General features: G+C 51.3%; 23 protein-coding genes. 11 read left to right on the top strand and 12 right to left on the bottom strand.

Going from position 1 to position 25,571, the window contains the following annotated elements:
* Positions 1-13: 13 nt before the first annotated feature.
* Positions 14-682 carry a phosphoglycolate phosphatase gene (locus GA0071314_RS06535; RefSeq protein ID WP_074395893.1) on the bottom strand — a complete coding sequence of 223 codons (669 nt, stop codon included), beginning with the start codon at positions 680-682 and terminating at the stop codon, positions 14-16.
* A gap of 152 nt (positions 683-834) precedes the next feature.
* Between GA0071314_RS06535 and GA0071314_RS06530 the strand changes: the two genes are divergently transcribed.
* Entirely contained in the window at positions 835-2,133 is a 1,299-nt protein-coding gene (locus tag GA0071314_RS06530; protein WP_074395892.1) for an NAD(P)/FAD-dependent oxidoreductase, read from the top strand.
* Positions 2,134-2,140: 7 nt separating this feature from the next.
* Here GA0071314_RS06530 and rpe read toward each other — a convergent pair whose 3' ends face one another.
* A complete protein-coding gene (rpe, locus tag GA0071314_RS06525) occupies positions 2,141-2,836 on the bottom strand; it encodes a ribulose-phosphate 3-epimerase (RefSeq protein WP_074395891.1) in 696 nt (231 codons plus the stop codon).
* Positions 2,837-3,076: 240 nt separating this feature from the next.
* Here rpe and cysP point away from each other — a divergent pair, with 240 nt between their 5' ends.
* Genes cysP through GA0071314_RS06505 form a run of 4 tightly spaced genes read left to right on the top strand, consistent with a single transcriptional unit; the run spans position 3,077 to position 6,885 of the window.
* The gene (gene cysP, locus GA0071314_RS06520) at positions 3,077-4,087 is read left to right on the top strand and encodes a thiosulfate ABC transporter substrate-binding protein CysP (RefSeq protein ID WP_074395890.1); all 1,011 of its coding nucleotides are present in this window, start codon (positions 3,077-3,079) and stop codon (positions 4,085-4,087) included.
* Between the two features lie 25 nt (positions 4,088-4,112).
* The gene (gene cysT, locus GA0071314_RS06515; protein ID WP_074395889.1) at positions 4,113-4,967 is read left to right on the top strand and encodes a sulfate ABC transporter permease subunit CysT; all 855 of its coding nucleotides are present in this window, start codon (positions 4,113-4,115) and stop codon (positions 4,965-4,967) included.
* Entirely contained in the window at positions 4,967-5,794 is an 828-nt protein-coding gene (gene cysW, locus GA0071314_RS06510; protein ID WP_027336211.1) for a sulfate ABC transporter permease subunit CysW, read from the top strand. The genes cysT and cysW overlap by 1 nt, the downstream gene beginning before the upstream one ends.
* Complete coding sequence (locus tag GA0071314_RS06505) at positions 5,791-6,885, top strand: sulfate/molybdate ABC transporter ATP-binding protein (protein WP_074398454.1); 1,095 nt, start codon at positions 5,791-5,793, stop codon at positions 6,883-6,885. The genes cysW and GA0071314_RS06505 overlap by 4 nt, the downstream gene beginning before the upstream one ends.
* Positions 6,886-6,937: 52 nt before the next feature.
* Here the strand turns inward: GA0071314_RS06505 and GA0071314_RS06500 are convergent, their stop codons facing one another.
* The gene (locus GA0071314_RS06500) at positions 6,938-7,522 is read right to left on the bottom strand and encodes an alpha-ketoglutarate-dependent dioxygenase AlkB family protein (protein WP_074395888.1); all 585 of its coding nucleotides are present in this window, start codon (positions 7,520-7,522) and stop codon (positions 6,938-6,940) included.
* Between the two features lie 324 nt (positions 7,523-7,846).
* Complete coding sequence (locus GA0071314_RS06495; RefSeq protein WP_074394883.1) at positions 7,847-8,839, bottom strand: IS30 family transposase; 993 nt, start codon at positions 8,837-8,839, stop codon at positions 7,847-7,849.
* A gap of 91 nt (positions 8,840-8,930) precedes the next feature.
* Between GA0071314_RS06495 and GA0071314_RS06490 the strand changes: the two genes are divergently transcribed.
* The gene (locus GA0071314_RS06490; protein ID WP_231896522.1) at positions 8,931-9,836 is read left to right on the top strand and encodes a DMT family transporter; all 906 of its coding nucleotides are present in this window, start codon (positions 8,931-8,933) and stop codon (positions 9,834-9,836) included.
* Positions 9,837-10,044: 208 nt separating this feature from the next.
* Here the strand turns inward: GA0071314_RS06490 and GA0071314_RS06485 are convergent, their stop codons facing one another.
* Positions 10,045-12,849 carry a restriction endonuclease gene (locus tag GA0071314_RS06485; RefSeq protein ID WP_082934210.1) on the bottom strand — a complete coding sequence of 935 codons (2,805 nt, stop codon included), beginning with the start codon at positions 12,847-12,849 and terminating at the stop codon, positions 10,045-10,047.
* Between the two features lie 48 nt (positions 12,850-12,897).
* On the opposite strand from GA0071314_RS06485, the gene GA0071314_RS06480 reads away from it, so the two are divergent.
* The 3 genes from GA0071314_RS06480 to tnpC are packed head-to-tail and all read left to right on the top strand — an operon-like array spanning position 12,898 to position 15,105.
* Positions 12,898-13,110, top strand: coding sequence for a hypothetical protein (locus GA0071314_RS06480; protein ID WP_074394876.1), 213 nt, complete (start codon positions 12,898-12,900; stop codon positions 13,108-13,110).
* Positions 13,107-13,463, top strand: coding sequence for an IS66 family insertion sequence element accessory protein TnpB (gene tnpB / locus GA0071314_RS06475; RefSeq protein ID WP_074394877.1), 357 nt, complete (start codon positions 13,107-13,109; stop codon positions 13,461-13,463). The genes GA0071314_RS06480 and tnpB overlap by 4 nt, the downstream gene beginning before the upstream one ends.
* A gap of 46 nt (positions 13,464-13,509) precedes the next feature.
* Positions 13,510-15,105, top strand: coding sequence for an IS66 family transposase (gene tnpC, locus GA0071314_RS06470; RefSeq protein ID WP_074398367.1), 1,596 nt, complete (start codon positions 13,510-13,512; stop codon positions 15,103-15,105).
* On the opposite strand, the gene GA0071314_RS06465 is transcribed toward tnpC, so the two are convergent.
* The 4 genes from GA0071314_RS06465 to GA0071314_RS06450 are packed head-to-tail and all read right to left on the bottom strand — an operon-like array spanning position 15,102 to position 21,614.
* Positions 15,102-15,344: a hypothetical protein gene (locus GA0071314_RS06465; RefSeq protein WP_074395886.1), complete on the bottom strand. Its 243-nt coding sequence runs from the start codon at positions 15,342-15,344 to the stop codon at positions 15,102-15,104. The genes tnpC and GA0071314_RS06465 overlap by 4 nt on opposite strands.
* An 11-nt stretch (positions 15,345-15,355) precedes the next feature.
* Positions 15,356-17,458 (bottom strand): site-specific DNA-methyltransferase, encoded by a 2,103-nt coding sequence (locus GA0071314_RS06460; protein ID WP_074395885.1) that lies wholly within the window; start codon positions 17,456-17,458, stop codon positions 15,356-15,358.
* Positions 17,459-17,506: 48 nt separating this feature from the next.
* A complete protein-coding gene (locus GA0071314_RS06455) occupies positions 17,507-18,754 on the bottom strand; it encodes an RNA-binding domain-containing protein (RefSeq protein ID WP_074395884.1) in 1,248 nt (415 codons plus the stop codon).
* Between the two features lie 19 nt (positions 18,755-18,773).
* Positions 18,774-21,614, bottom strand: coding sequence for an SNF2-related protein (locus GA0071314_RS06450; protein WP_074395883.1), 2,841 nt, complete (start codon positions 21,612-21,614; stop codon positions 18,774-18,776).
* 265 nt (positions 21,615-21,879) lie between these two features.
* Between GA0071314_RS06450 and GA0071314_RS06445 the strand changes: the two genes are divergently transcribed.
* Positions 21,880-22,473 (top strand): YajG family lipoprotein, encoded by a 594-nt coding sequence (locus GA0071314_RS06445; RefSeq protein WP_074395882.1) that lies wholly within the window; start codon positions 21,880-21,882, stop codon positions 22,471-22,473.
* A gap of 14 nt (positions 22,474-22,487) precedes the next feature.
* On the opposite strand, the gene tmpT is transcribed toward GA0071314_RS06445, so the two are convergent.
* The 3 genes from tmpT to GA0071314_RS06430 are packed head-to-tail and all read right to left on the bottom strand — an operon-like array spanning position 22,488 to position 24,149.
* Complete coding sequence (gene tmpT, locus GA0071314_RS06440) at positions 22,488-23,120, bottom strand: thiopurine S-methyltransferase (RefSeq protein WP_074395881.1); 633 nt, start codon at positions 23,118-23,120, stop codon at positions 22,488-22,490.
* Positions 23,121-23,137: 17 nt separating this feature from the next.
* Entirely contained in the window at positions 23,138-23,773 is a 636-nt protein-coding gene (locus GA0071314_RS06435; protein ID WP_074395880.1) for a TIGR04211 family SH3 domain-containing protein, read from the bottom strand.
* A gap of 49 nt (positions 23,774-23,822) precedes the next feature.
* The gene (locus GA0071314_RS06430; protein ID WP_074398453.1) at positions 23,823-24,149 is read right to left on the bottom strand and encodes a DUF1820 family protein; all 327 of its coding nucleotides are present in this window, start codon (positions 24,147-24,149) and stop codon (positions 23,823-23,825) included.
* A 174-nt stretch (positions 24,150-24,323) separates the two neighbouring features.
* On the opposite strand from GA0071314_RS06430, the gene GA0071314_RS06425 reads away from it, so the two are divergent.
* On the top strand, positions 24,324-25,547 hold the full coding sequence (locus GA0071314_RS06425; RefSeq protein WP_074395879.1) for an ATP-grasp domain-containing protein: 1,224 nt from the start codon (positions 24,324-24,326) through the stop codon (positions 25,545-25,547).
* Positions 25,548-25,571: the final 24 nt, after the last annotated feature.

The raw sequence follows: 25,571 nt of genomic DNA, 5'->3' as shown, positions 1-25,571 counted from the left end.
TTTTGGCCCGTGATCACGCGAGCAACTCGGTTAATGAACCCAAGATGGCATCGGGTGCGCTGTGGATAATCGGCTCACCGTGATTGTAGCCATACGGCAGTGCCAGGGTCGCAAAGCCCGCAGCTTTGCCCGCCGCAATATCATGGCGCGAATCACCTACCATCACACACTCGGCAGGTTGCACGCCGCAGGCGTTGGCCGCATGCAGTAACGGCACCGGAGAAGGCTTCTTCTCAGCCAGCGAGTCTCCCCCAAGGCACAGCGTAAAACACGCTCCTAAGCCGAAGTGATCTAAAATTGGCGCAATAAAGCGCTGTGGTTTGTTAGTGATTAACACCAGCGTAAAGCCTGCTTCGCACAGGTCGGCTAGCGCCTCGTGCGCGCCAGGATAGAGCGTCGTCAACTCGTTGGACGCGGCCGCGTAATGGCGCAAAAAAGCCTCGTAGCTGCGCTCAAAAAGCGCTGCCTCAGCGGGCTCACCTTGAGCCCACGTTAAGGCGCGTTCAACCAGCACCGCTGCGCCGTTACCCACCCAATCGCGTACCTTATCCGCCGTTGGCTCTGCCAATTGCTGGTCCGCCAACGCATGCGCCACTGCAGCTGCTAAGTCGGGCACAGAATCAATCAACGTGCCATCGAGATCAAAGGCAATTAAACGCTTACCGCGAAGTAGTGGGTGCACATTGTATCCTTCTGCGTAAAGATTAACTTGCTCTGAAGCTCAAGCCAGCGGGTTCTGATTGAGAGAGAGTTTAGCTATATTAACCTCGCCTCACATTCGTCACTAACGCGAGAAACCTCTATGCTGAGGATCATTTAGTCAAGGAGTAAGACATGAGCCTTCCTACCATCGTGATCGTTGGCGGCGGCGCTGGCGGCTTAGCGCTGGCGACGCAACTGGGACGTACACTTGGCAAACCTGAACGCGCCAATATCGTCTTGCTTGACCGCAACACCACCCACGTTTGGAAGCCGCTATTGCACGAATTAGCCACGGGGGTGCTGAATTCCAGCATGGACGAGGTGGATTACCGCGGTCATTCCTCGGCGCATCATTATCGCTACCAGCGTGGGTCGCTATCCGGCATTGATCGCCAAGCCAAGCAACTGCATCTAGCGCCCATTGTCGATGAAGATGGTGAGGAGGTCCTGCCCGCCAGGCAACTCGCCTACGATTACTTAGTGATGGCACTGGGTAGCGTATCCAACGACTTCGGCACGCCCGGCGTTGCCGAGCACTGCCATTTTATTGATTCACCCCAGCAGGCGAAGGCGTTTCAGCGCGATATGATCAATACTTTTTTGCGCTACACCGACCCGTCACTGCGCCAGCATACCCAGTTGACGATTGGTATTGTCGGTGGTGGTGCCACCGGCGTGGAATTGGCTGCCGAGCTATTTGACGCCTCGCGAATGCTCAATGCCTACGGGGTAACGGCCCTCGATCACCAACAGATCAGCGTGCACCTATTAGAGGCAGCGCCCCGCCTGCTTCCTGGGCTCTCCGAACGTATCAGCCAAACCGTCCAGCAGGATCTGGAAAAAATGGGCGTGACCGTCCATGTTGGCACCGCAATTAAACAAGCGCAGGCCAACTGCCTGGTTACCAACGATGGCGACGTAATCGAAACCGATCTCAACGTCTGGGCGGCAGGGATAAAAGCACCACCGTTTCTCGCAGAGTTGGGGCTTGCAACCAATAACAAGAACCAGATAAAAGTGGCGAAAACCCTGCAGTGCATCGATGATCCGGCGATTTTTGCCCTCGGTGATTGCGCTCATTGCCCCCAGGGGGAAGACAGCGCCGTTCCGCCACGGGCCCAAGCCGCCCACCAGCAGGCCAAACACCTAGCCAAGAATCTGGTGAATCAATTGGAAGGCAAGCCACTCACCGATTTTCACTATCAGGACCGCGGCTCGCTGATCTCACTGGCCCATTACGATGCAGTGGGCAGCCTGATGCGCAGCTCTGCGTCACGCGGGTTATTTCTTGAAGGTTGGCTGGCACGCCGGGCCTACGCGTCGCTTTATCGCATGCACCAGTTGACCATTCATGGCGCGCCCAAAACCGGGCTCGCCTGGCTGGTGGATAAGCTCAACCGCTACTTAAAGCCACGTATGAAGCTGCACTAGCCGCTGCTTAGCTGCTAGCCATTGCCGCGCGTAACTGTCGAATAACAGAATCGTAGCCATGAGGGTCGCTCGCGTTATGGGCATTAAAGATCGCCGATCCGGCAACGAACGTATCTGCCCCGGCCGCGGCAATCTCGCCGATGTTGTCGGCTTTCACGCCGCCATCGACCTCCAGACGAATCGGCCGCCCTGACGCGTCGATGCGCGCCCGCGCCTCGCGCAGCTTGTCAAGCGTGGCGGGAATGAACGACTGCCCACCGAAGCCCGGATTGACGCTCATCAACAGCACCATGTCGATTTTATCCATCACGTAGTCCAGATAGGACAGCGGCGTGGCCGGGTTGAAGACCAGCCCGGCCTTGCAGCCCCCGTCGCGGATCAGCTGCAGCGAGCGGTCGATATGTTCGGAGGCTTCCGGGTGAAACGTAATGTAGCTGGCGCCCGCCTCGATGAAATCACTGATCATGCGATCCACCGGCTTGACCATCAGATGTACGTCAATCGGCGCCGTCACGCCATGCTGGCGCAGCGCCTTGCACACCATCGGGCCAATGGTGAGGTTGGGCACGTAATGATTGTCCATCACATCGAAATGCACGATATCGGCCCCGGCGGCGAGCACATTGTCCACCTCTTCGCCCAGGCGTGCGAAGTTGGCGGAAAGAATCGAGGGAGCAATCAGATAATCATGCGCAGCGGTCATATCAACATTCCTGCTTTGCCAAAGAGAGGGAACCACGGCCATTGCCGCCTTTAAAGGCGGGCATGTTAGCAGAACCTTCGCGCGGCGGTGAGAGTAGACACGTATCGTGCATAAGTTAGCCCCATTTTTCTTAATCATTATTCTAAAAAAGAATATAAAACATGATTGTAATTCCATAATCACAGGTTTAAGCTTGCTAACTAAATTGCCAATGCTGGCTTAGCTTTCAAGGAGCTTGTGATGTCATTACCTGTTGTTTTCCGTCGTAGCATGTTGGCTCTCGCCATTGGCGCCACGCTTTCAAGCCCTGCTGTGGCTCAAGAACGTGAGCTACTCAACTCTTCGTATGATATTGCACGTGAACTGTTTGCCGAAATTAATCCCAAATTTGAATCATGGTGGGAAGAAGAACACGACGAGGAAATCGAGGTTAGCCAGTCTCACGGTGGTTCATCTGCCCAGGCACGCGCCATCATGCAGGGGCTTCGCGCCGATGTGGTGACCTATAACCAAGTGACTGACGTCCAGGCCTTGGCTGATGCCGACCTAGTGGCTGAAGATTGGCAAGACGCCCTACCCAACAATGCCTCGCCTTACTACTCCACCACGGCGTTCCTGGTGCGTAAGGACAACCCCAAAGGCATCGAAAACTGGGACGATCTGGTGGAAGAAGATATTGAGATGGTCTTCCCCAACCCGAAAACCTCGGGTAATGGCCGTTATACCTATCTCGCCGCCTGGGGCTTTGCCGACGAACAATTTGACGGTGATGAAGAGCAAATCCAGGATTTCATGCGCACCTTCCTGGGTAACGTTGAAGTATTTGATAACGGCGGCCGAGGTGCCACCACCAGCTTTATCGAGCGCGAAATCGGCGATGTGCTTATCAGTTTCGAGTCCGAGGTCAACAACATTCGCAAGGAATACGGCAGCGACGACTACGAAGTCATCGTACCCCCCACCAGTATTCTGGCCGAGTTCCCGGTCGCCGTGGTCGGCCCCAATGCCGAGCGCAATGAAAACAGCGACCTGGCGCAAAGCTATCTGGAATACCTCTACCGCGAGGACACCCAGCGCTTGCTGGCCGGTTTCAATTACCGCGTTCACCATGAAGACGTGGTTGAAGAATACGCCGACGAATTCCCCGATACCGACCTGCTCAAGGTCGAGGATGTATTCGGTAGCTGGGAAGAGGCTATGGAAACCCACTTCGAAGGCGGCGGCATGCTTGATCAGCTTCAGCGCCGCTAATGCGTTTCATCCGCCGGATTGAGCTATGAGCCATTTCGTTCTTCGCCAGTCCGGCAGCGCGCGGGTGCTGCCGGGGTTTGGCCTTTCCATGGGCATCAGCGTGCTGTTTATTTCGCTGGTACTGCTGCTACCCATTACCGGGCTTTTCAGCCAACTGTCCGGGCTTAGCTTTGCTGAGTACTGGACCATTATCACCGAAGGCCGTGTGGTTGCCAGCTACATGGTCACCATCGGAGCGGCGGCGGTCGCGGCGTTGATCAACGCTGTGTTTGGTTTGTTGCTGGCCTGGGTATTGGTGCGCTACACCTTCCCTGGCAAGCGACTGCTGGATGCGCTGATGGACCTGCCCTTCGCACTGCCAACCGCAGTGGCGGGCATAACGCTTGCAACGCTTTATTCAAGCAATGGCTGGATGGGCAGCTGGCTAGAAGCGCTCGACCTGCCCGTTGCCCAGACCTGGGTCGGAATCGCCCTGGCCATGGCGTTCACCAGTATCCCGTTTGTGGTTCGCACCGTTCAGCCGGTGTTAGAGGACATGCCCGTTGAGGTGGACGAAGCCGCCATGTCGCTGGGGGCCACCGACGGTGTCGCCTTTCGTCGCGTCATCATGCCCCACCTATGGCCAGCCCTGGTGACCGGAACGGGGCTTGCGTTTGTACGCTCGCTCGGCGAATTCGGGGCAATTATTTTTATCGCAGGCAACATGCCTTACGAAACCGAGATCACGGCACTGATGATCTTCATCAAGCTCCAGGAATACGACTACGTGGGTGCATCGGCCATTGCGTCAGTGGTGCTATTTGTCTCGCTTGCCTTGCTACTGGCGATCAATATCTGGCAAGGCCGTTTCGTGCGCCGCTTGCATGGAGGAAAAGCGTAATGCAACGGATTGGAGACGCACCGCTTGTCCGCCGCCTGTTGATTGCGATGGCCGTGGGGCTTTCAGGGCTTTTTCTACTGCTCCCGCTAGTGGCTATCTTTGCCCAGGCGTTTTCCCAAGGTGTCAGCGTGTTTTGGTCCAACGTCAGTGACTTTTATACGCTACACGCCATCGGCCTAACGCTGGGCATTGCCCTGCTCACGATACCGGTTTGCCTGGTATTCGGCGTTGCGCTTGCCTGGCTGGTGACGCGTTTCAGCTTTCCTGGCCGGCGGTTGCTACAAACGCTGATTGATATCCCCTTCGCGGTGTCTCCCGTCGTAGCCGGTCTTATTTATCTGTTGCTCTACGGACGCAATGGCTGGATCGGCGGCTGGCTGGACAGCTACGACATTCAGCTGATGTTTTCCTGGCCGGGTATTTTGATGGTGACCATCTTCGTCACCTGCCCCTTTGTGGCCCGAGAACTGATACCGCTGATGCAGGCCCAGGGATCGCGGGAAGAAGAGGCTGCCGTTGTGCTCGGCGCATCGGGCTGGACGACGTTTCGACGCGTTACGCTGCCTAATATCCGCTGGGCGCTACTCTACGGAATTATCCTGACCAACGCCCGCGCGGTGGGCGAATTTGGCGCAGTATCCGTTGTCTCAGGGGCCATTCGCGGCCAGACCAACACGCTGCCCCTGCACCTTGAGCAGCTTTATCAGGATTACAACGCCGTGGGGGCTTTTGCCTGCGCGGCCCTACTCGCATTGATCGCCCTACTGACGCTCGCCGCCAAGGCGGGGCTGGAATGGCGCGCGTCGCGCCGGGAGGCATTTGCATGAGCATTCGCTTACAGAATATCGCCAAGCACTTTGGTGCAACTCAAGCGCTGGAGCCAATCAATCTGGATATCCAGGAAGGCGAATTGGTCGGCTTACTGGGCCCCTCCGGCTCGGGTAAAACCACCCTGCTGCGCATTATCGCGGGCCTTGAAACCGCCGACCGCACGCCGACGCCCGGTAAGATTTTATTTGGCGAGCGCGACGTCACCCACGTTCACGTGCGCGACCGCCGAATTGGGTTTGTGTTTCAGCATTATGCGTTATTCCGTCATATGAGCGTCTATGACAACGTCGCGTTTGGCTTGACCGTCATGCCGCGCGCGCAGCGACCCTCTGCCCAGGACATTCGCGCCCGGGTATATCGCCTGCTTGAGATGGTCAAACTTGAAGCCTTTGCCAACCGTTACCCGGCACAGCTGTCCGGCGGCCAGCAACAGCGCGTTTCACTTGCTCGTGCGCTAGCCGTCGAGCCGGATGTACTGCTGCTTGATGAGCCATTTGGCGCGCTTGATGCCAAAGTGCGTCAGGAACTACGCCGCTGGCTGCGTCATCTGCACGAAGAGTTCAACTTCACCAGCGTGTTTGTGACCCACGACCAGGAAGAAGCCCTTGAGCTATCCGACCGCGTGGTGGTGATGAGCAATGGGCGTATCGAGCAAATTGACACCCCGGAAACGCTCTATCGCGCGCCGAAAAACCGCTTTGTGTTTGAATTTTTGGGCGACGTTAACTATCTGGAAGGCAAGGTGCAAAACGGCACGCTCACCTGTGGTGACGCCCATGTGGCGGTGGACTTGCCGGACGGCGACGAAGAACTGCTGTTGCGCCCCCACGAAATCCGCCTGGCCGAGCAGCCCAGTGCCGATAGCCACCTGCCGGTGACCATTACCGCGATTTCCCCCGTGGGTGCTGAAGTCCGCGTGGAACTCGAAGCCGACTGGCTGGCCAAGCCGTGGCTAGCCACGGTGCGCCATGCCGACTTCAACCGCCTGGTATTACGCCGTGGCCAACGGCTTTACGCCCACCCGCGCCATTGGCACCGGTTCCCAGACGTGACTGAAACAGCGATGGCGCAAACCCACGTTGCGTAGTACGGCGGCTGCCCCAAACGGGGCAGCTAGCGTTGTGGTTATATTCCCTAGCTCAGAAGCGCATCTGCCTAAACGTCAGATTAACCCGTGGGTCCGTCGACTTCTTGGTTTTAGGCAGGCTATGTAGCCAGTTTTTCTGTGTCCTGCCTTTCATGATCAATAAGCTGCCGTGTTCAAGACTTAACGACAAACGCTCGCCCGTTATTTTATGCTTGAAGGAAAATTTTCTAGCGCTGCCTAACGTCAACGACCCTATCGCCCCGTCTTCAACCAGTTCTTTCTCTCCATCGCTGTGCCATCCCATACCTTCATCGCCTGAGCTATAAAAATTACACAGGCACGAATTGAAGATATCGTCGCTGCTGCTCTCCACCCGCTGTTTAATCCTGTGCAAAAAATCGGGCCACATTAACGCCGTCTTGGTATACCCGGAGTACGTATAGGAAACTGGCTTATCCGCGTACCAGGCCATCTTCCTCTGGGTCACGATCTCCTTCCCAAACATAAACGCACGATCATGTTCCCAGCTTAATTCACTGATGCATTGATCCAGATACAGGTCAGCAGTAGCTGTTTCCAGGATGTTGCCGTGGTAATAGGCTTCCCCATCTCGCGGCAACAGATTAATCAACTTCATTTCGTCGTTTTCAAACAGATCTTAACCCATAACAATACCTTTTCTGTGCCCGCTAGGCGAAGCCGAGCCCGCTCATTGCAAAAAAATGTGCACCAGCCCATAACCCCTGATCACTTCACTGCGTTCGTAATGACAGGCCCAACAGAGCTAACCCATTCCGCGCTTACCTCTCCCCACCAGCTAAGCCAATTTATAAAAATTAAAAAGACAGCAAGAAACGGGTGTCTCCCCACACTAACGAAGGGCAATACTGAGTCCCATATGCATAAACCGAGGGCCTATAGGCCAATAGAAAACCTTAAAAAGGGGCATACAATCCTGAATTCAACTAATAAGTGCAGCACCCGCGGTTTCTAGCGCTCCTGAATATTCTCCTAAGAACACCTGGGCTGGGGTTCGGTATCCCAGCCGCTTTCTGGGTCTATCGTTCAGCTTGTGAACAACGCGTCGCAGCTCTACATTAGTCACCTTCCGGAAGTCTGTACCTTTCGGAAAATACTGCCTGATCAGGCCGTTGGTGTTCTCGTTTGTCCCACGTTGGCCTGAGCAGTAAGGATCACAGAAATACACGGAGGCGCTAACCGCTTTTGCGACCGTCTCGTGGTCTGCAAACTCCGAGCCATTGTCTAGCGTGATCGTCTTCACCGCGCCCCGACGAGGCTTAAGTAACCGAACCATGGCTTTCTGCGTTAGTTCTGCCGTTACCTTTGGAAGACGTGCCGCCAACAAGTAGCCACTTCGTCGCTCTACCAACGTCACTATCCCCGCTTGCTTGTGCCCATAAAGCACCGTGTCGCCTTCCCAGTGACCGATGGTGAGGCGTCTTTCGATAGCAGGCGGCCGATGCTCTATCCCCACACGCTTAGGAATCTTGCCTAGTCCTGCGCTTTTGGCATTGGCACGATGTTTACTGCGACGCTTGGGCTGGCGGAGGTGTCGCCACAAATCGCCACCCTTGGCCTTATCGTCCCAGATCAACGAATAGACCCATTGATGACTCACCCCTATACCCGTCAACGGCGCCATAAAACCGCTAATCTGCTCTGGACTCCATTCTTCCCTAAGCCTGTCAGCTACGGCATTGATCAGGCTAGGGAGTCGCTTTGTCCACTTCCAAGCAGAGCGGCGTCTCTGATCGCTGTAACGCTGCGCTTTTGCGGGTTCATATCCCTTGGCACCTGAATTACGTCTCAGCTCACGGCTCACGGTACTGCTGTGAATGCCAAGCTGTTGAGCAATCTGACGTTGGCTCACCCCTACATCCCTGTGGGCAAAAATTTGATATCGTTGTGCCTGGGTCAGTTGTCGGTATCCCATACTCTGCTTCACTTTGGTCGGTAAGGCGGAGAGGGTACCGCTGCTGGCCCTCCTGCCTCTACCGTATGATCCAAAGTGCTGCAGTTATTCTATGAATTCAGGAATGAGAGCAATAGACTATATACGACTACTGTCGCTAGCCGCTATCTGGGGAGCAAGTTTTCTTTTTATGCGAATAGCGGGACCGGCGATAGGAGCAATAAACACAGCCTTTTTTAGAGTTTTTTTCGGATTTATTGGCTTAGCTGTCATTATATTCTTCATACGTAAAAGTCTGAAGTTTAGAGGAAAATTAGGCAAGATTTTGATATTGGGTGCTATCAATTCAGGCATCCCTTTTCTTATGTACAGCATAGCCGCCACATTGTTACCGGCTGGCTACTCAGCGATTTTAAATGCAACGACACCTTTAATGGGGGCCATGATTGGCTTTTATTTTTTTAGCGAGAGTTTATCTATAAGAAAACTGGTCGGTATAGCGCTAGGGATTGTCGGCATTACGATCATTACTACGGTGGGTGATTCGAATATCGCTGGTAACATCTATATTGGCGTTGCTGCTTGCATCATCGCCACTATTGGTTACGGCTTTGCAGGGTTTCTTACCCGAAGATGGATTACCCAGCAGGGCGGCCTGGATTCAACGCTGGTTGCGTTTGGCAGTCAAATAGGCGCAACCATTTTTCTCACCCCCTTTTTGCTTTGGAACCTTTCAACTGGCCCCAGCATTGATTGGCTGCAAGGTGATGTGTGGATCAGTCTGCTAGCCGTCGGCTTTTTATGCACTTCCCTTGCTTATATCCTTTATTTTAGATTGATCGAAGACATCGGGCCGTTACGGTCGCTTACCGTTACCTTCTTGGTGCCGCCTTTCGCTGTGTTATGGGGCTTTTTAGTCCTCAACGAAACGATTTCTAGCGGATTTTTACTTGGTTCATTAATCGTTTTACTTTCAGTATGGTTAATCGTGGGGCCCAATTCAAAAAAAGCAGCCTGAAGCACCCGTTAGCTTCACTCTTTAACCATGACGGAGGCATATAATAGCAAGGCAATAAGCCTAACCGATTACAAGGCTTACCGATAACTAGAACGCATATCATGATGAAGCCTAGGTTGCAACAAGATGACTCTTGATCAGAACCCACGCCTAGACTTAAGTAAAAAGCTTCCCCTAACTACAGGGGAAGCGAACCCTACCAACAGCATTATGAAATCGAAATAACTTCATCTACGGACGTAGCCACCCGGTAGTCCACATCATCTAACGCTTTAAAGTGGGCTTCCCCACATAAAATTTTCAGATTTTCTTCTAAACGGCGCTTATCACTATCATGAGTCGTTTTCGTTTCACGAATCAAGTAAACTTTACGATCCTCTTCTAATACGACAGCCCAATCGGGGTTGTATTCACCAACCGGTGTAGGAATTGTGAACCAACGCGGCAATTTACAGAAAAATTTGACATTCTCGGCACCGTCTAAAGCATGTGCAGTCTTCCGTTCGATTTGAGAGTCACACTCAATATAGTTATACGGTGTTTGAACTTGGCTGCCTTGATTACCATGAAGCACTTGGTAAGAGCGATCCAAGTATGTTTCCAGCTCCGGCTCGTCAAATAACTCCATTTTGTAGCGTTCACCGCCAAGCTTCTCATAGCGTATTCCATCTACCAGGAGCCCATCGAGCGCTTTCTTAATCTGTTTAGCGGACTCGGTAATAAAACCTTGAGGATTCGTTTTAAACTCCCCCAACCGCTTGCAATTACGAATAATAGTTAGCAACGTATCCCGTGTTAGATAAGTCCTCTCCTGCAAAACACCAATCAAATCCGGCAACACGTCATGGGAGCTTATATAACGTTCTTTCGGGGTTGATATTTGCCGATCACTGCCGAAGCCAGCATTGGTCAGTTTAGTCTGAGTATGTCCTATTGTTAGCGTAACCGGCTTTACCACAGGCATATTTTTAAGTTTGTGACTGGCTAGATTAATCAGTTGTTGGGTATCAAAATGAATGGCATAGCGAGTTTTTTGGCTGATTTTATCCCACAGAGCCTTGAAATCAGGGTTTAATTCTACCCGCTTATTATACTTTACGGCCGTACGCCCTCGTGCATCTTTCACCCGCCCCGCGAACATAAAGCTGCGTAGACGGTCGATAATTTCGTTTTCGAGCGATTTATAGTCGTTGGGCACTTGCAGTTCAAAATAAAGATCATCTGGTTTAAACTTAGCAGTCAAGTCTCCTTTGGCATCTAGATAGCCTTCTGTTTTTAATGCCTGCCACAGGTGTCGGGATTTTTCCTGACCTAGTGTTTCAGAGTCATTAATCGTTAAAGCCGCAAACGCAATTGTAGGCACCCGCCCAAACTTGAAGCCACCGCCAATATCTTTCTCCATCTCTGTTTGGAGATTCTTAGCGTACTCTTCAAAAGATTCACTGGCTATGACCGTAAGACGATTTATCTGAGGATCATAAACTCTGTCACCGCCGGCATTTACGGCTAGGCGAAGGCCACGGCCCAGCGTTTGACGTCGCTCCTTTTCGCTGCCGAATTCCCGCAAAGAGCATATTTGGAATACATTAGGGTTATCCCAGCCCTCTTTAAGAGCGGAGTGGCTAAAAATAAACCGCAGTGGCACGGCATCATCCAATAACCGCTCTTTATCTTTCATAATCAGTTCGTATACTTCCGCATCGCTAGCGGTGTTACCACTGGTATCCTTCAACTCAACCACCTTGCCACGCTTTTTGACTTCTGCGAAATAGCCATTGTGCACTTGCTCTACGTCTCGCTTAGGCAGGTCATTGAATAATGAACTAGCGGCAAACTCTTGGTAGGCTTCTTCAAACCAGCGGGCGATCTTACCTTTCTGGACATTGCCATGTTCATCGTAGTAGCGATAGTTTGCCACCTTGTCGATGAAAAACAGTGAAAGAACCTTCACTTTCACACCCTGCTTCTGCAGGTTGCGCTCTTTCTTAAAGTGCTCCTCTACCGTCTGACGAATCTGCTCTTTAATGACATCATCATGGATACCGTCCTTTTCCTGCTCTGGCTCTAGAATGACGTTATTGGCAAAACGAACGTACTCAGCGCCTGGCTCAGCATAGATTTCGTCTACTACGTATCCCTGATAGCCTGATCGATTAGTATGGTCAGACAAATCCGTACCCTGCTTAAGTTTGACGGTTTTATCTTTGGTACCATTAGGCTTGTCTTCAAATATCACTACTGAGGCAGAAGGCGTTTTGGCCTTGCCTACATAACCTATTTTACTTAACTTTAAGTATATCTGATTAACATTGCTTTGAGATTGGATTGACGCCACTGAAATTTGCTTTACCAGCTTCATTTCATAAGCCTTAACCGGGCCAAGCTGATAAATCACGTTGTAGGGGTTACGGTGGGTCGCTGAGTAGCGTAGTGCAAAAAGAGGCTTTAAGTGATTGACTGCACGACGCGCTTTAGCAGTATTGTCTACCGATTGAGGTTCATCAATAATAAGAACTGGTCTAACATCTTGGATAAACTCAATGGGCTTTGCTCCAGACATACGATCCTGTTCCCGATGAATTACCGAGAGCTTTTTGATCTGACCCTGTGTCAAGTTGTCATAGTTTTCCACATCCCCAGCATCTCGCTGAAAAGCCTGGATGTTAATCACCATAATTTGTAGCGTATTAGCGGTGGCAAACTGCCGCACTTTAGATAAGTCTTTGGCGCTATATACATAGTGATCAAAAGGCACATTGTCATACAAACTACGAAAATGCGTTTTCATCATTTTTAGAGAGGAAAGTACCCCTTCACGTATAGCGACCGATGGCACCACGATAATAAACTTACGCAGCCCCAGCTGTTGGTTCATCTCGAAAATGCTTCGCAGATAAACATACGTTTTGCCCGTACCCGTCTCCATTTCCACTGAGAAATTCGGGAATGGATAATCATCTTCAGCTCCATGCAGGCTATTCGTAAGCGCGCCATAAACCCCATCTACCCACATTAACGTTGTCTGATCACACTGATGGTCTCTTTTGCTTTGGAGATCATCATGAGCCGCGAACTCAATCCCACTCAAGCGTTTTGGTTAGGGCATCTGTCTTATGCTGCCGCGTTGCAGATGCCGTTAAGTGAATATGCCAACGCACAGGCAGTGACGTTAGCCGACCTGATGGCGTGGGAAAATCGGTTAATCGTGCAAGGCTTCCCCGTGCCACCGCGTTGTCGTCCCGCCCGGTTTGTCGCGGTGGAGGTGGTCGCATGATTCGTCCAGGCACTGACCTAAAGGTTTACCTGTGCCGAGAGCCCGTGGATATGCGTAAGCAAATCGATGGCTTGGCACTGCTGGTTCAGGAAGCCATGGCCTTGAACCCGTTCGATCAAGCGCTGTTCGTGTTCGGTAATCGCCAGCGGGATAAAGTGAAACTGCTGTTCTGGGAACGTAACGGTTTTGTGGTGTGGTACAAGCGCTTGGAGCGTGAGCGGTTTAAATGGCCAACGCACCTTAATGGCGAGACCGTGACGTTAACCGGCCAAGAGCTTAACTGGCTGCTGGATGGCTACGACCTGAAGGCCATGAAGCCTCACAAAGCGCTGTATTTTCAGCGAGTTGGCTAACAAAATCGCCTCCTATTTTGGTGGCGCTTTTGGTATACTACGCGGTATGAAAAACACGGCCTCTTCCTCGACGACGGTTACCCAGCTTGAGCGCAAGCTGGCCGCTGCTGACGCTGAAAATGCGCGGCTATTGGCGTTGATGGAAAAAAAGGAAGCGCAGTGGGAAGCCACCAAACAGTCGCTATTTGAACAGTTCCGGCTTGCCCTGGAGCGTCAGTTCGGCCCTTCCACCGAGAAGTACCGTGTCGACCAGCAAGATCTGCTTATCAATGAAGCGGAAGTGTCGGTTGACGAGGAAGACAACGATGCTGCACCGGAGTGCGACGCCACCGCTGATGACGCGACGATCGACACTGCCACGCCTGCTAAGCGTCGTACACGCGGCGGGCGTATTGCGCTACCGCCAGAGCTACCGCGTGTCGAGATCGTCCATGAACTGCCCGACGATGCTCGCCACTGCCACGATGACGGCACCGCGCTAAAGGTGATCGGTGAGGAGGTCAGCGAGGAGTTGCATGTGGTGCCCGCGCGGATCGAGGTGATCCGCCATGTGCGACACAAATATGCCTGCCCGACGTGCGAAGAGGGCGTCAACACAGCCCCAGCACCCGCCAAACTGTTGCCCAAGAGTAATGCCAGCGCCACGCTGCTCGCCTATATCGCGACGGCTAAATACCAGGACGCGCTACCGCTTTATCGGCAAAGCCAGATCTTTGCCCGCCATGGCGCCGAGATCCCCCGCAATACCCTGGCACGCTGGATGGTGCAGGCGGGAGAACGGATCACCCCGTTGATCGACACGTTGCGCCATCACCTCTTAAACGCCCCGCTGATCCACATGGATGAGACGACGCTCCAGGTGAATCAAGAAGCGGATCGTGCCGCCAGTGCCACCTCGTATATGTGGGTGCAGCGCGGTGGTCCGCCGGGACAACAAGTCGTTCTGTTCGACTACGCCGCCAGCCGCGCCGGACGGGTGCCCGTTGACCTGCTGGGCGACTATGCGGGGCGCTTAATCACCGATGGCTATGAAGGCTACGCCGAGATCGTGCGTCGCAATGGGATCACCCATGCGGGCTGCTGGGCGCATGCCCGGCGCAAGTTCATCGAGGCCCAGAAGGTGCAGCCCAAAGGCAAAACTGGCAAAGCCGACTGGGCGCTGAACCAGATCCGTAAGCTGTACGGCGTGGAAAAACAGGCGAAGGCCCTTGAGCCTGAGACGCGTCACGCGCTGCGTGACCAGAAGAGCCGCCCACTGATCGATCAACTGCGCACCTGGCTCGACAAGTCACTGGCCCAGGTGTTGCCCAAAAGCGCGCTGGGGAAAGCCCTACACTATCTAGATAACCAGTGGCCTCGCCTGACCCGGTTCCTGGACGATGGCCTGATCCCGTTCGACAACAATCCGGCAGAGAACGCTATCCGCCCGTTCGTGGTGGGGCGTAAAAACTGGCTGTTCAGCCACACCCCGAGCGGTGCTCACGCCAGCGCGGCGATCTACAGCCTGATCGAAACCGCCAAAGCCAATGGCCTCTCGCCTTACGACTACTTGCAGTACGTCTTTGCGACACTGCCCGCCCTCGACGATGATGAGCTCCACACGCTGCTGCCCTGGCAGTGGAAAGAGACATTGCCGGTCTAAGCGACGCGTGAATAGATGGGGTTAGTGGAGCGCTTACGGCTATTCGATTTCTCGATAAAATTATGTTCCTGCACACGATGTAGGTTTTCTAGCAGCATATCTTGGTTAAGCGTTAACGTGTTGGCGATGCCCAGCTTGCGATAGGGTTCACCAGCCGCAGAGAGATTATCAAAAACTGCCAAGGTAGATTCGATGGCATCCCGCTGATAATCCAGATCGGGGTTGAATCTCAGTTTCATACTCAGCCCCCTTATACCGTCTTAAAATCGATTTGATCGATTTTTTCTTTGCCTTGATTAAACGCTGCAAAAGTTTTAACAGCGTTCGTTTTGAGCTGGTCATTGCGATGGAACGCTTTATCCAAACAAATGAATTGGCTGGGTGCTGTCGCCAATACGGCATCAATGAGCGCTTGGTCGATAACATCGTCCAGATGAATTAACAGAGTGTCATCAGCCACTGAAAACAGCGTGTGATTTGCAAGTTCAATTTTCTCAACCTTTTCCGTCGGCATCACGCCCGCCTTTAGCAAAAGCTCATAAAGCAGGTCTTCCTGGCTAGCGTTAGGGTCTATATGATCAACGATGAGCTCCATTTGGTGGAGCAATTCTTCGTCGGAAATATCTTTGCTAGGGGCTTGCCATAGTTTGAAATTGCTTTTATCAAGCTTTAGAACTTTAAATCCCCTCTTCGATTGATGTCCTTTATTTACGGAATCTATATCAAATTTAGAATAAATTTTGCACAATCTACTTTTGGATATATCTGCAATAGTTGAGTACCCAGCCTTCAAGGCCTCTTTGCCCGTCTTTTCTTTTTCGGAATTGGGTTCTGGCAATTGTACTAAAATATATTTAATATTTAAATCTTCTTTCAAAGCAAGTTCTGCCACTGACTCACCGGTTGTGCCAGAACCTGAAAAAAAGTCCAACACAGTGCCCTCTGAACCACAAGCATATTGAATAAGGCGTTTAATCTCAACGTGATCTTTGGGATTGTTAAATAATTTCACCCCCATCAAGTTTCGAAGATACTTAACTGCTACTTGGCTTTGCTTGTAGATGTAACTCCCTCTCACTTGTGTTGCTAACTGCTCGTTATCGTTACCATCTTCACACTCGTATTCATCAAAATCAGCAATAACCAACTCTTCAGCAATAGGCTTTAAGTGTGCTTTTCGGAAGGGAGGCTTAGTGTGATCTTTTCTAAACTCAACAAGCCCTTTTTTAATCTGCCTTTGCATTTCATCTGGATGAGAGTATATCCAACCTCTCTCAGGAATAGCACAAGGCAGTTTTGTTACAGGGTGAATCACTTCATATTTTGGGCCATCACCTCCTGGCCATGAAATATCACGGTCACGCCAAGGCCCGTGCTTATCTATGCGTTTATATCGACTCCACTTTCTAGAAGGATGCGACCTCGGCAATTGGGAAAACCATGACTGCAAGTCAGTTTCTATCGCAGCATCACTTTCGCCATATTGCTTTCGCAACAAAACATATTGATCCCAAATTTCTTTAGCACCGGGCTTTTCTTCTCGCCAAATAATGTTTTTTTCCTTAAGAACACTGTTGTTTTTAGCATAAACAAGCATATATTCGTGCCCAACGGAAAATAGCTTAGCATCATTTTTTCTGCTTTTTTCCCAAACTAAACACGCAATTCGATTCTCCTCTCCAAAAATCTCATCACACATCCGGCGCAGATTTTCCACCTCATGGTCATCAATGGAAATAAAGATCACCCCATCTTCACGTAACAAGTTACGAGCAAGATATAGGCGGGGGTACATCATATTCAGCCAATTGGTGTGAAAGCGGCCTTCATTCGCGGTATTCGTTGAGAAAGTTCGGCCTTCACTATCTTTTAAACCAGCGTATTGCAGGTAGGTATCCAGGCTTTCGCTGAAGTTATCAGGATAAATAAACTCTTTACCAGTATTGTAAGGCGGATCGATATAGATCATTTTGACCTCGCCGTAGTAGCCCTTTTGCAGGAGCTTCAGTACTTCAAGATTATCGCCTTCTATGAATAAGTTTTCAGTGGTATCAAAGTCCACCGACTCCTCCCGGCAAGGCTTAAGAGTGGCAGTTGACGGCTGTTGAATCAGCCGTAGGCAATCGCGTTTCCCAGGCCAATCCATGCCGTACCGCTCGCGGCGATTGTCATAAATATCTGTTAGCTCGCCTAATTCAGCTTTTAGACGTTCAAAATCAAGTGACTCGACTACTTCCCCTTTGTCGTTACGGGTTTCGGTAAAAGCAGTGGGGAAAAGCTGTTTGAGCTCAATGCGGCGTTGCTGGGTTATATCCAATGATTCGCCTGCAAGGCGCGTATTCTGTTCACTCATATAAAAATGTAAATCCCAAATAATTTTGACTACCAATGTTTTTTAACATCAGTCTGTATGATTATCTTTTCTGGCAGCGTAAATCGTTAGTAGCAACTCGCTATCATCTACCATCCGGTACGTTGGCTCCACACCACTTAATTCGCGGCTACGGTTAATAATTTTGGGGACACCTTCACCCCGCCGCTCAATCAGTGCTTGGCGACCTGCTTCTTCTCTCGCTTGGTAATAGCGGCTTAATAAATTGACCAGCGCTTCATTGCGAGTAACCGTGTTTTCCATTAGACCGTCAATGGTAAGGCTGTTGGAGAGCTGACCGGGACTGAAAAGCTCCAGCCGGTCTGCAAACATGTGTAGACGAATACGCCGACCTGTCATGGAGTAGTCACGGTGGGCAATGGCATTCACCACTGCTTCAAACACCGCACCAAGGTCATATTGGGGAATATCGATACGGCCCAGCTCTTTCTTAGCGGCTACCCGCATATTGCGCTTCACGAAATCCACTGCACCATTGATCTGTTGATCAACTGGCCCTGTGTAATCCTGTGCATCCAATTGATATTGGGCATCGCGCTCCGTACCGCTATAAAACACGCACTGCACATAAGCGTTGGTAAGCCATTGCGTAGGATCTGGTGTAATGAGCAAAACACCACACACGGAAAGCCCTTCGTCATACTCGTCTTTCGCGGTCAGGTGAAGTTTATACAACTGGTCCCGTTCCGGGGTGTCTGGCTTAAGAAAGCGATACTTAAGTGTTTTATCAATATCAGCTTGGGTGGTTCCGGGGACGAGGGATTCGTCGAATCGTATTAACCTGGCCTGAGAGCGGTGTTGAAACAGACGCGCTAGAACTTCTGGTTTCATTTCCTGTTTGGTAGAGCCCACTCTTTGATAATAACGTCCTGCGCTCTGATGCACTGAAATACTGCGGGGAATATCCGCACAAATAACCGTTTTCAGGTCGCCTTGCTGATTTGGCAGTTGAATCAAATGGGTATCCAGCCGAACCGGAGGGTTAATATTGTTTTGGCTGATGTTAACAACCCACTCTTCTGTTTTGGCAACGTTTACGTCATCAATGCCTACTACCTCTCGGGTACGATCTATAACGCCAAGAATAATTCGCCCGCCTTGGCCATTGGCAAAGGCCGCGATTTCATGGGCCATTTTATCTCGGTTAGGATCCTTGGGACGATCTCCGTCATAGGTAATGGCTTTGAATTCGATACTAGAATCCTCGCCCAGGCGAATATGAAATAAAATGTCTTTAACGAGCTTTTCCCGATCCATGTTGCAATCTCGCAGAAGCTTAGTGTTTAAGTGTCCAGCGTACGGTGAACAGTTCTTTGATCTCGAGGGTTAGCTCTAGCTTTTCACTTACCTCATCCAGCAAGCGATCCTCTTCCTGTTCAATCTGTTTTTTCGACTGGTGATACTCTGCCAGAGCGTCATCTCGCTTTCGCTCCAGTTTACGCAACGCTTTCTTTGCCTGAATTTTCTCTACCGTGGATGCCAGTTGCCGGGCTTCTTTCTTGTACGTACGAATTTGCTCATCCAGCTCTTCAACTGTCGCCATCAACGCTTTACGGCGGTCTTGGGCCCAACGTTCAAGCTTTTCAGACTCTTGCTCTAAATAGCTATCTAGCTCTTCTTCGGTTTGAGCTTGAGCCTCTTCAACGATTTGTGAACGCCAATCATCAAACAACCCTGGGGGTAACGTACCGGTTAGTGCTTGCTCTGAGGCTGGGATATACAACAGATGATCGCTATTTTCTAAGCTCAACTGCTGACCGCCATCCGTCTGTGCTAACACGATAAGCCGAGTATTCTGCGTCTTACCGCGATTGTAGGAGAAGCAAAGTTCAAAGGAAGTTAAAACTCCAGACTGGCCGATGTAGTCTTTTAGCGCTGCAAACTGTCCTTGCAATTGATCATAATGAAATGTCAGATGCGCAGGTTCCAGAATGTAGGATTTGGCGTTATGCACTAGCTCCCATGCCAAAAAATGTTCATTAGCCTGCAGGCGGAAGAATTCTGAATTATTTTCTTCAGCCAGTGGCCAGCTTAGATCATAACGCTGGCCATTCAGATAAAAATGGTTAGTGTTGAATTCAGCGTCAGGAAGCTCAGCTCTTGCCAAGTCCATCAGTACTTGCTCATACTCCTGAAGAAAGTCATGACTCTGATCCCTACGGGTTTTAAGTGTCGATACAACGTCTCGATCAAAGTTATTTAACAGCGTCTCTCTAGCAGCAGTTTCCCTGACCACAAGGGTCTCTTCCAGCGTTTTTTGGAGCTGGTCAAATTCAGACTCGATCTCTTGGTCAGTACGGCACTTTTGGTAAATTTCGTAGATACGCCTCTCAATGTCGATGTTACCTTCAATCGCACCCAGCACCTCGTCTGACGCACCAAAAACACCTTCGAAAAGCTTTAGCTTTTCATTCAGTAGTTGAAACACACGACGGTCAGCCGGATTTTTACGATTGACAAAATTAGCAACGACCACATCGTTCTTCTGCCCATAGCGATGTACGCGACCGATACGCTGCTCTACTTTCTGCGGATTCCAAGGTAAATCATAATTAATCAAAACTGAGCAGAATTGGAGGTTAATACCTTCTCCGCCCGCTTCAGTGGAAATGAGGATGTCAGCTTTGTCACTGCGAAAACGGTCAACCAATGCTGCCTTCATATCAGAAGCTTTAGAGCCACTGACGCGGGCAGAGCCCTTATGATTTTGAAGCCATTCTTGGTAAATCGCTTTAGAGCGAGGATCATTATTGGAACCGTTTAGTAATACTGTCCGCCCCTGATAACCATGTTCTTCTAACAGTTCTTGTAAGTATAGCTGTGTGCGACAGGACTCGGTAAATACTACCGCTTTGCGTTGCCCACCAAGGTTTTCTGTCATTGCCAATGCCTTCTCAAGCATCGTTAGCAAGGCCTGCCCTTTGGCATTAGAGGTGATGCTTTGGGCTAGATCCCGAAACCCCTTAAGCTTGGCTATTTCTTGCCGAAGCGCATCATTTGAGTACGCTGGTTGCTCACTGAAAGCATCATCATTACTGTCGTTTTGCCGTGTTTCCAACCAATCATCTATCTCTTCAATGTCTGATAACGCATCTTCGTTCAGCAATTGCTGCGCTTCTAACCGCTCAATCATACTCTTAAGTGTTTCGGCAACAGCGAAAGAGGATGAAGCCAATATTTTACGCAGTCCCATGCTTACTAGGTGGCGAGCACGGAAATTAATCGCCTGATTATTGGGCTGTTGAAGATAATGCGAGAGGTCTTGGTATAGCTCCCACTCAGCAGGCAGCGGTGTAAAGTCCTGTGTAATGGAATAGCGGTTAGTGAAGTTGATACCACCCTCTTCCTGCACCTGCCGCCTTAATGTTCTGTGGGTGAGCGGACGGATACGCTGTTTTAAGTCTTCAAGCGCCTTATCGTTCTTTTGACGATTAACATAAAGGGATCGAAATGATTTCTCATCACCAAAAAAATGAGGGTCAATTACCTGACTCAGACCATACAATTCCATCAGGTTATTTTGAATCGGGGTAGCGGATAGCAGCACACGGCTATCGGCAAATTCGGTTGCTTCCACCAACGAACGTGCGCGCTTGCTACCCTTTTTTTGATAGAGATTGCGAAGTTTGTGAGCCTCGTCAAACACTACCAAATTCCAGCTTACCAAACGGATAGCATCTTTCTGGCGCGAAGCATATTCATATGAGCAGATAACGATTTTATCTTGGTGATCAAACGGGTTATTTATCCCCTCTTTTTTAAGTTCTACAGCCACCTTGCCATCAATAATGACTGATGGAAGCTCAAACTTATCCTGCAGCTCTTGATTCCACTGCTTGCGCAGCGATGCAGGAACGATCAAAAGGATGTTGCGCTTTCCTTCAGCCCACTTTTGGGCCATTACCAAGCTGGCTTCGATGGTTTTACCTAACCCAACCTCGTCCGCAAGCAATACCCCTTTTTCTAGAGGTGATTTTAATGCGAAGCAGGCAGCATCAATCTGGTGTGGATTCATATCGACACGTGCTGACGCCATGGCTCGTGAGATTTGATTCTCAATCTTACCGGACTGCGTCAACCAGTGGGCAAAATAAGCGCTCTGGTGGCGGGTGAACATCATCCATCCTTTTGGTAGCTAACATTGGGATTAGCGTAGGGCTGTTCGCTCAAAAGATATTTTGCTTGCTATCTGTCCCAGACATAACAAGCTACATTCTGAGCTTTAGGTTAACATTCGATTCATGCGAATGTGCCCGTCATTGTGAGAAACAATTCTTCACAGTCAGCATTGCCAAACCTTACTCCTGAATGCGCTAGGCGTTATACTGGCATTCTATAACAAAGATCCCCTTGGGCATCACCGTTAGAAAAGGATTTAACATATGCTTCGGCGTCACTTTTTAAGGATTTCAGGTGTGCTGCTTGCCAGCGCGTGGCTTTCGGGCTGTGCCAGCCCACATTACTTGCAGCTTTCTCCCGAACGCTCCGCTGAAGTAGCCTCGGTAGGTGATGGTCAGAAAATCACCGTACTCGCTCAGGACGGCCGCGACAGCGAAGTCATTGGTAACCGTGCAGGTGGTGGCATGTCCACTGCGCAAATTACCGTCAACAGCCATGAAATCATTCCCCGCTTGCAGGAAGAAGCCGAGCGTGCGGTCGCCGACATGGGCTTTACGCCCACCCAGGAAGCCGCAGACGGTCGTCCAAGCTTAACGCTTGAACTCAATAGCCTTTCCTACGCCCAGGGAAATAGCGATCAACCTTTGATCGATGAAGCACGCTTGGAGGGGGTATTAAAGGCGACTGCCCGCAACGATGGCACCACCTACACCGGCACTTATACCTCGCGCCGTAATCAGGAATACGCCCTCAAGCCGGATAAAGATACCAACACGCGCATGCTCAACGACCTACTGGGCGATGCACTAAACCGCGCTTTCAGCGACCAAGAGCTTGGCCAGCTATTAGCCCGGTAAGCGAGATAGACATTCTAGTGCGTCGGTCCTCGGCGCACTAACTGCCATACCTTCTCGCATCGCCCGCGTTCGTCCGGCGCCTTCTCTTCGAGTAGCGAAACCCGAAAGTTGGGCGAGAGCAACGTCTCCACTTCGTGGTTAGTAACGCTATAGGGCGGGCCGGCACTTTCCTCTTCGTGGGTCAGACTGACTAACAGCCCTTGCCCTCCTGGCGGCACCAGTTGAGCAAGGTGAAACGCGTAACGCTGGCGCGTCGCTTCGGGTAAGGCAATTAACGCGGCGCGGTCATAAAAGGCCCCCACCTCGTTTGCCTGCTGAATATGCAGGTGAAAAAAATCACCGCACCAAAGCTCAATACTACTCTGGCGGCTGATATTGAACCCCGCTTGCTGATAACGCGATACCGGCACCTGTGACTCGGCAAGAAACTGCTCAATTGCTTCGGGCGCCAGTTCAACCCCGAGCACAGGGTGGCCCGCCTCGGCGAGCCAGCGCATATCCAGGCTTTTACCGCACAGAGGGACCAGCACTTTGGCGCGTTCAGGCACGCCAAGCGATGGCCAGTAATATTTCAACGCGGGATGTGGCTGGGGCAAATGAAAGCCAATACGCCCTTCCTGCCAGCGACTACGCCAATGGTCAGTCATCAACGCGCATCCGCCTGTTAAAACCAGCGATCACGTTTTTTACGCCGACGAGGCAAATGCGGCACGATCAACCCGACGACTAAACCAGCACCTGCAACGCCTCCCCCATACATGAAGTAGCGCAACAGCAAGTCTTCCTCTTGAGTATCGAGCCGCGCTTGCAGTGACCGCACTTGCTCGCTCGATTCATCGGCGTCGCTACCCAGTTGGTCATTGCGCGTTTCTAGTTCGTCAATGCGCTGCTCGCGGGCATCCAGTGTTTCGCGCATGCTCGCCACGCGCTGCTCCCACTCTTCGTTGATACCGTCTAACTCTTCCGTTAGCGATTCTACTTGCGATTCAAGTTCGGGCAGTTGCTCGCTGGCGCTAGGCGTTTGTTGCAGTTCCTCACTCAAAATCCACACGGCTTCGTCATCGTCACCACGCACACGGGAGTAGTCACCGTTGGTTTCCAGCACCTCGACCTGCTCGCCGGCACTAAGGGTCCCCACAATGCGATAGCCATCGGTTGGGCCACTGCGCACATAGGTTGAAAGTTCGTCGGTTACCCAGGCGTTACTGTCTGACTGAGCGGCCCCATTAACACACCACAAACTGACCAATACACCGGCGGCAACCGCCCGGTAACGATGACAAAATTGAGTTACTTGCATGACATAATGTCCTAATTAATACGCAGCCTGCTGGGCCACGCTCACATGACTAATCTCCGCGCGGAGGCAGTGGGAAAGGACGTGGAAACTCCGCCACTCGCGCGTCACTTTTAACCGCTTTCAAAGGTCCCTCACGCTCTACCTCGTCTATACGCACGATCGCATTGAGCGGAAGGTAACTCCGCTTTACGCCTTCGAAGGTGTGCTGCAATTTCTCGCTCGCAGGATCGACCACCACCCGCGAAGCATCTTCAAAGACAAACTCCTCGACTTCAATAAAGCCCCAGAGTTCGCTTTGAAATATCTCGCGCACGTATAAATCCCAAATTTCGCCCTGCTGGTGCACCACCACTCGGTAAATCGGCTTGGCCGCCATCTTGGCCTTTTCCTCTTGCCGCTGGAACATTCTGTTGACCTCACAGCCTAACATATTCGCGCACGTAAGCGTTTGCAGTGCGGACAACCTCTACATGGCCGAAGCCGTTGCCCCTGGTGTATGGTGCACGGCTCGGTTCGGCTTTTCTTCACTCACCCACCGAAGGAGTTACCTATGCAAAAGGATCCAAACAAAGGCTATATCGCCCTACTTGGCTGGAGCCTCAATGCCATTGAAGCGGCAGAAAATTTTAATCGCCGTTACATCGTGGTGGCCCCCGATTGGGCAGAAGACTACTGCCAGAAACACGATATCCCCTACGTACCTTGGAATTTTGAACGCTTAAATGACCGTTCTTTAGAAATTGCTGAAACGCTAAAAGATAAAGGCGTTGATGTCGCTATTCCACTCTACGAAGAGACAGTGGAATGGGCCGGGGCAATCAACTCTGTGCTGCTTGATAACCCACGCCTATACGGCCAGTCGCTGCTACTGCGCGATAAGGCGCTAATGAAGCGCCGCGCCCAGCTAGGCGGCATACGCGTGGGGATTTTTGAGGAAGCCCACGATAAAGATGACGTTGTTCGCTTTCTCAAGCGCGTCAACCAGACGCTGCTTAAACTTGACGGTGACCCCAACGACCCGATCCACCTCAAGGCATTCGACAAAGCCGGCTGTTTAGGCCACCGAGTCATTCGCACCCCCGACGAAGTCGATACCATCCCCGATGAAGAATTCCCGGTATTAATGGAATCACACCTAGATGGATGGGAATTCGCCGTTGAAGCCTGGGTTCATAATGGCAAGATCGCGTTTCTGAATATTTCAGAGTACGTCACGCTTGGCTATTCGGTTTTCGTTCCCGCCTCGCCTGAGCTTGAAAAATATCGTGAGCAGATCACAACGCAAATTGAAAAGCTGATCAAGGCCTTCGATATCGACTTTGGGCTGATTCACCCGGAATACTTTGTCACCAGCGATGGCGAAATGTACTTTGGCGAAGTCGCCTACCGGCCACCTGGTTTCAAGGTATTTGAGCTTCTTGAGCGCGTTTACGGATTTAACGCCTACCAGGCTTCCATGCTGGTGTTTGACCCTAAAACGTCGGCCGAGGAAGTCGCTGAATTTTTCCCCAAAGAAGTGGTGGATGCCGACGGCTTTGCTGGTTGTTTCGGTGTTTATCCACGCCGCCGCGTGGTCAGCCGCCTGGAAATTCCCGAAGAGACCGAAGATCACCCCTACTTCGAATCTCACGAGCTGACCGCGCCCATGGAAGAAACCGTTACCAAACGAACCGCGTTTGGCACACACTGGGGGCTGGTCTACTTTAAGGGCGAGGATGCACATACCCTTCGTGATCTACTAAAACATCAAGAAGATCTCGACTTCTATGTATAATCCCCGCTCCACCGGGACAAGGAG

The organism is Halomonas sp. HL-93 (assembly GCF_900086985.1).
Taxonomy (GTDB): Bacteria; Pseudomonadota; Gammaproteobacteria; order Pseudomonadales; family Halomonadaceae; genus Vreelandella.
This window is presented reverse-complemented; position numbering and strand designations above follow the sequence as displayed.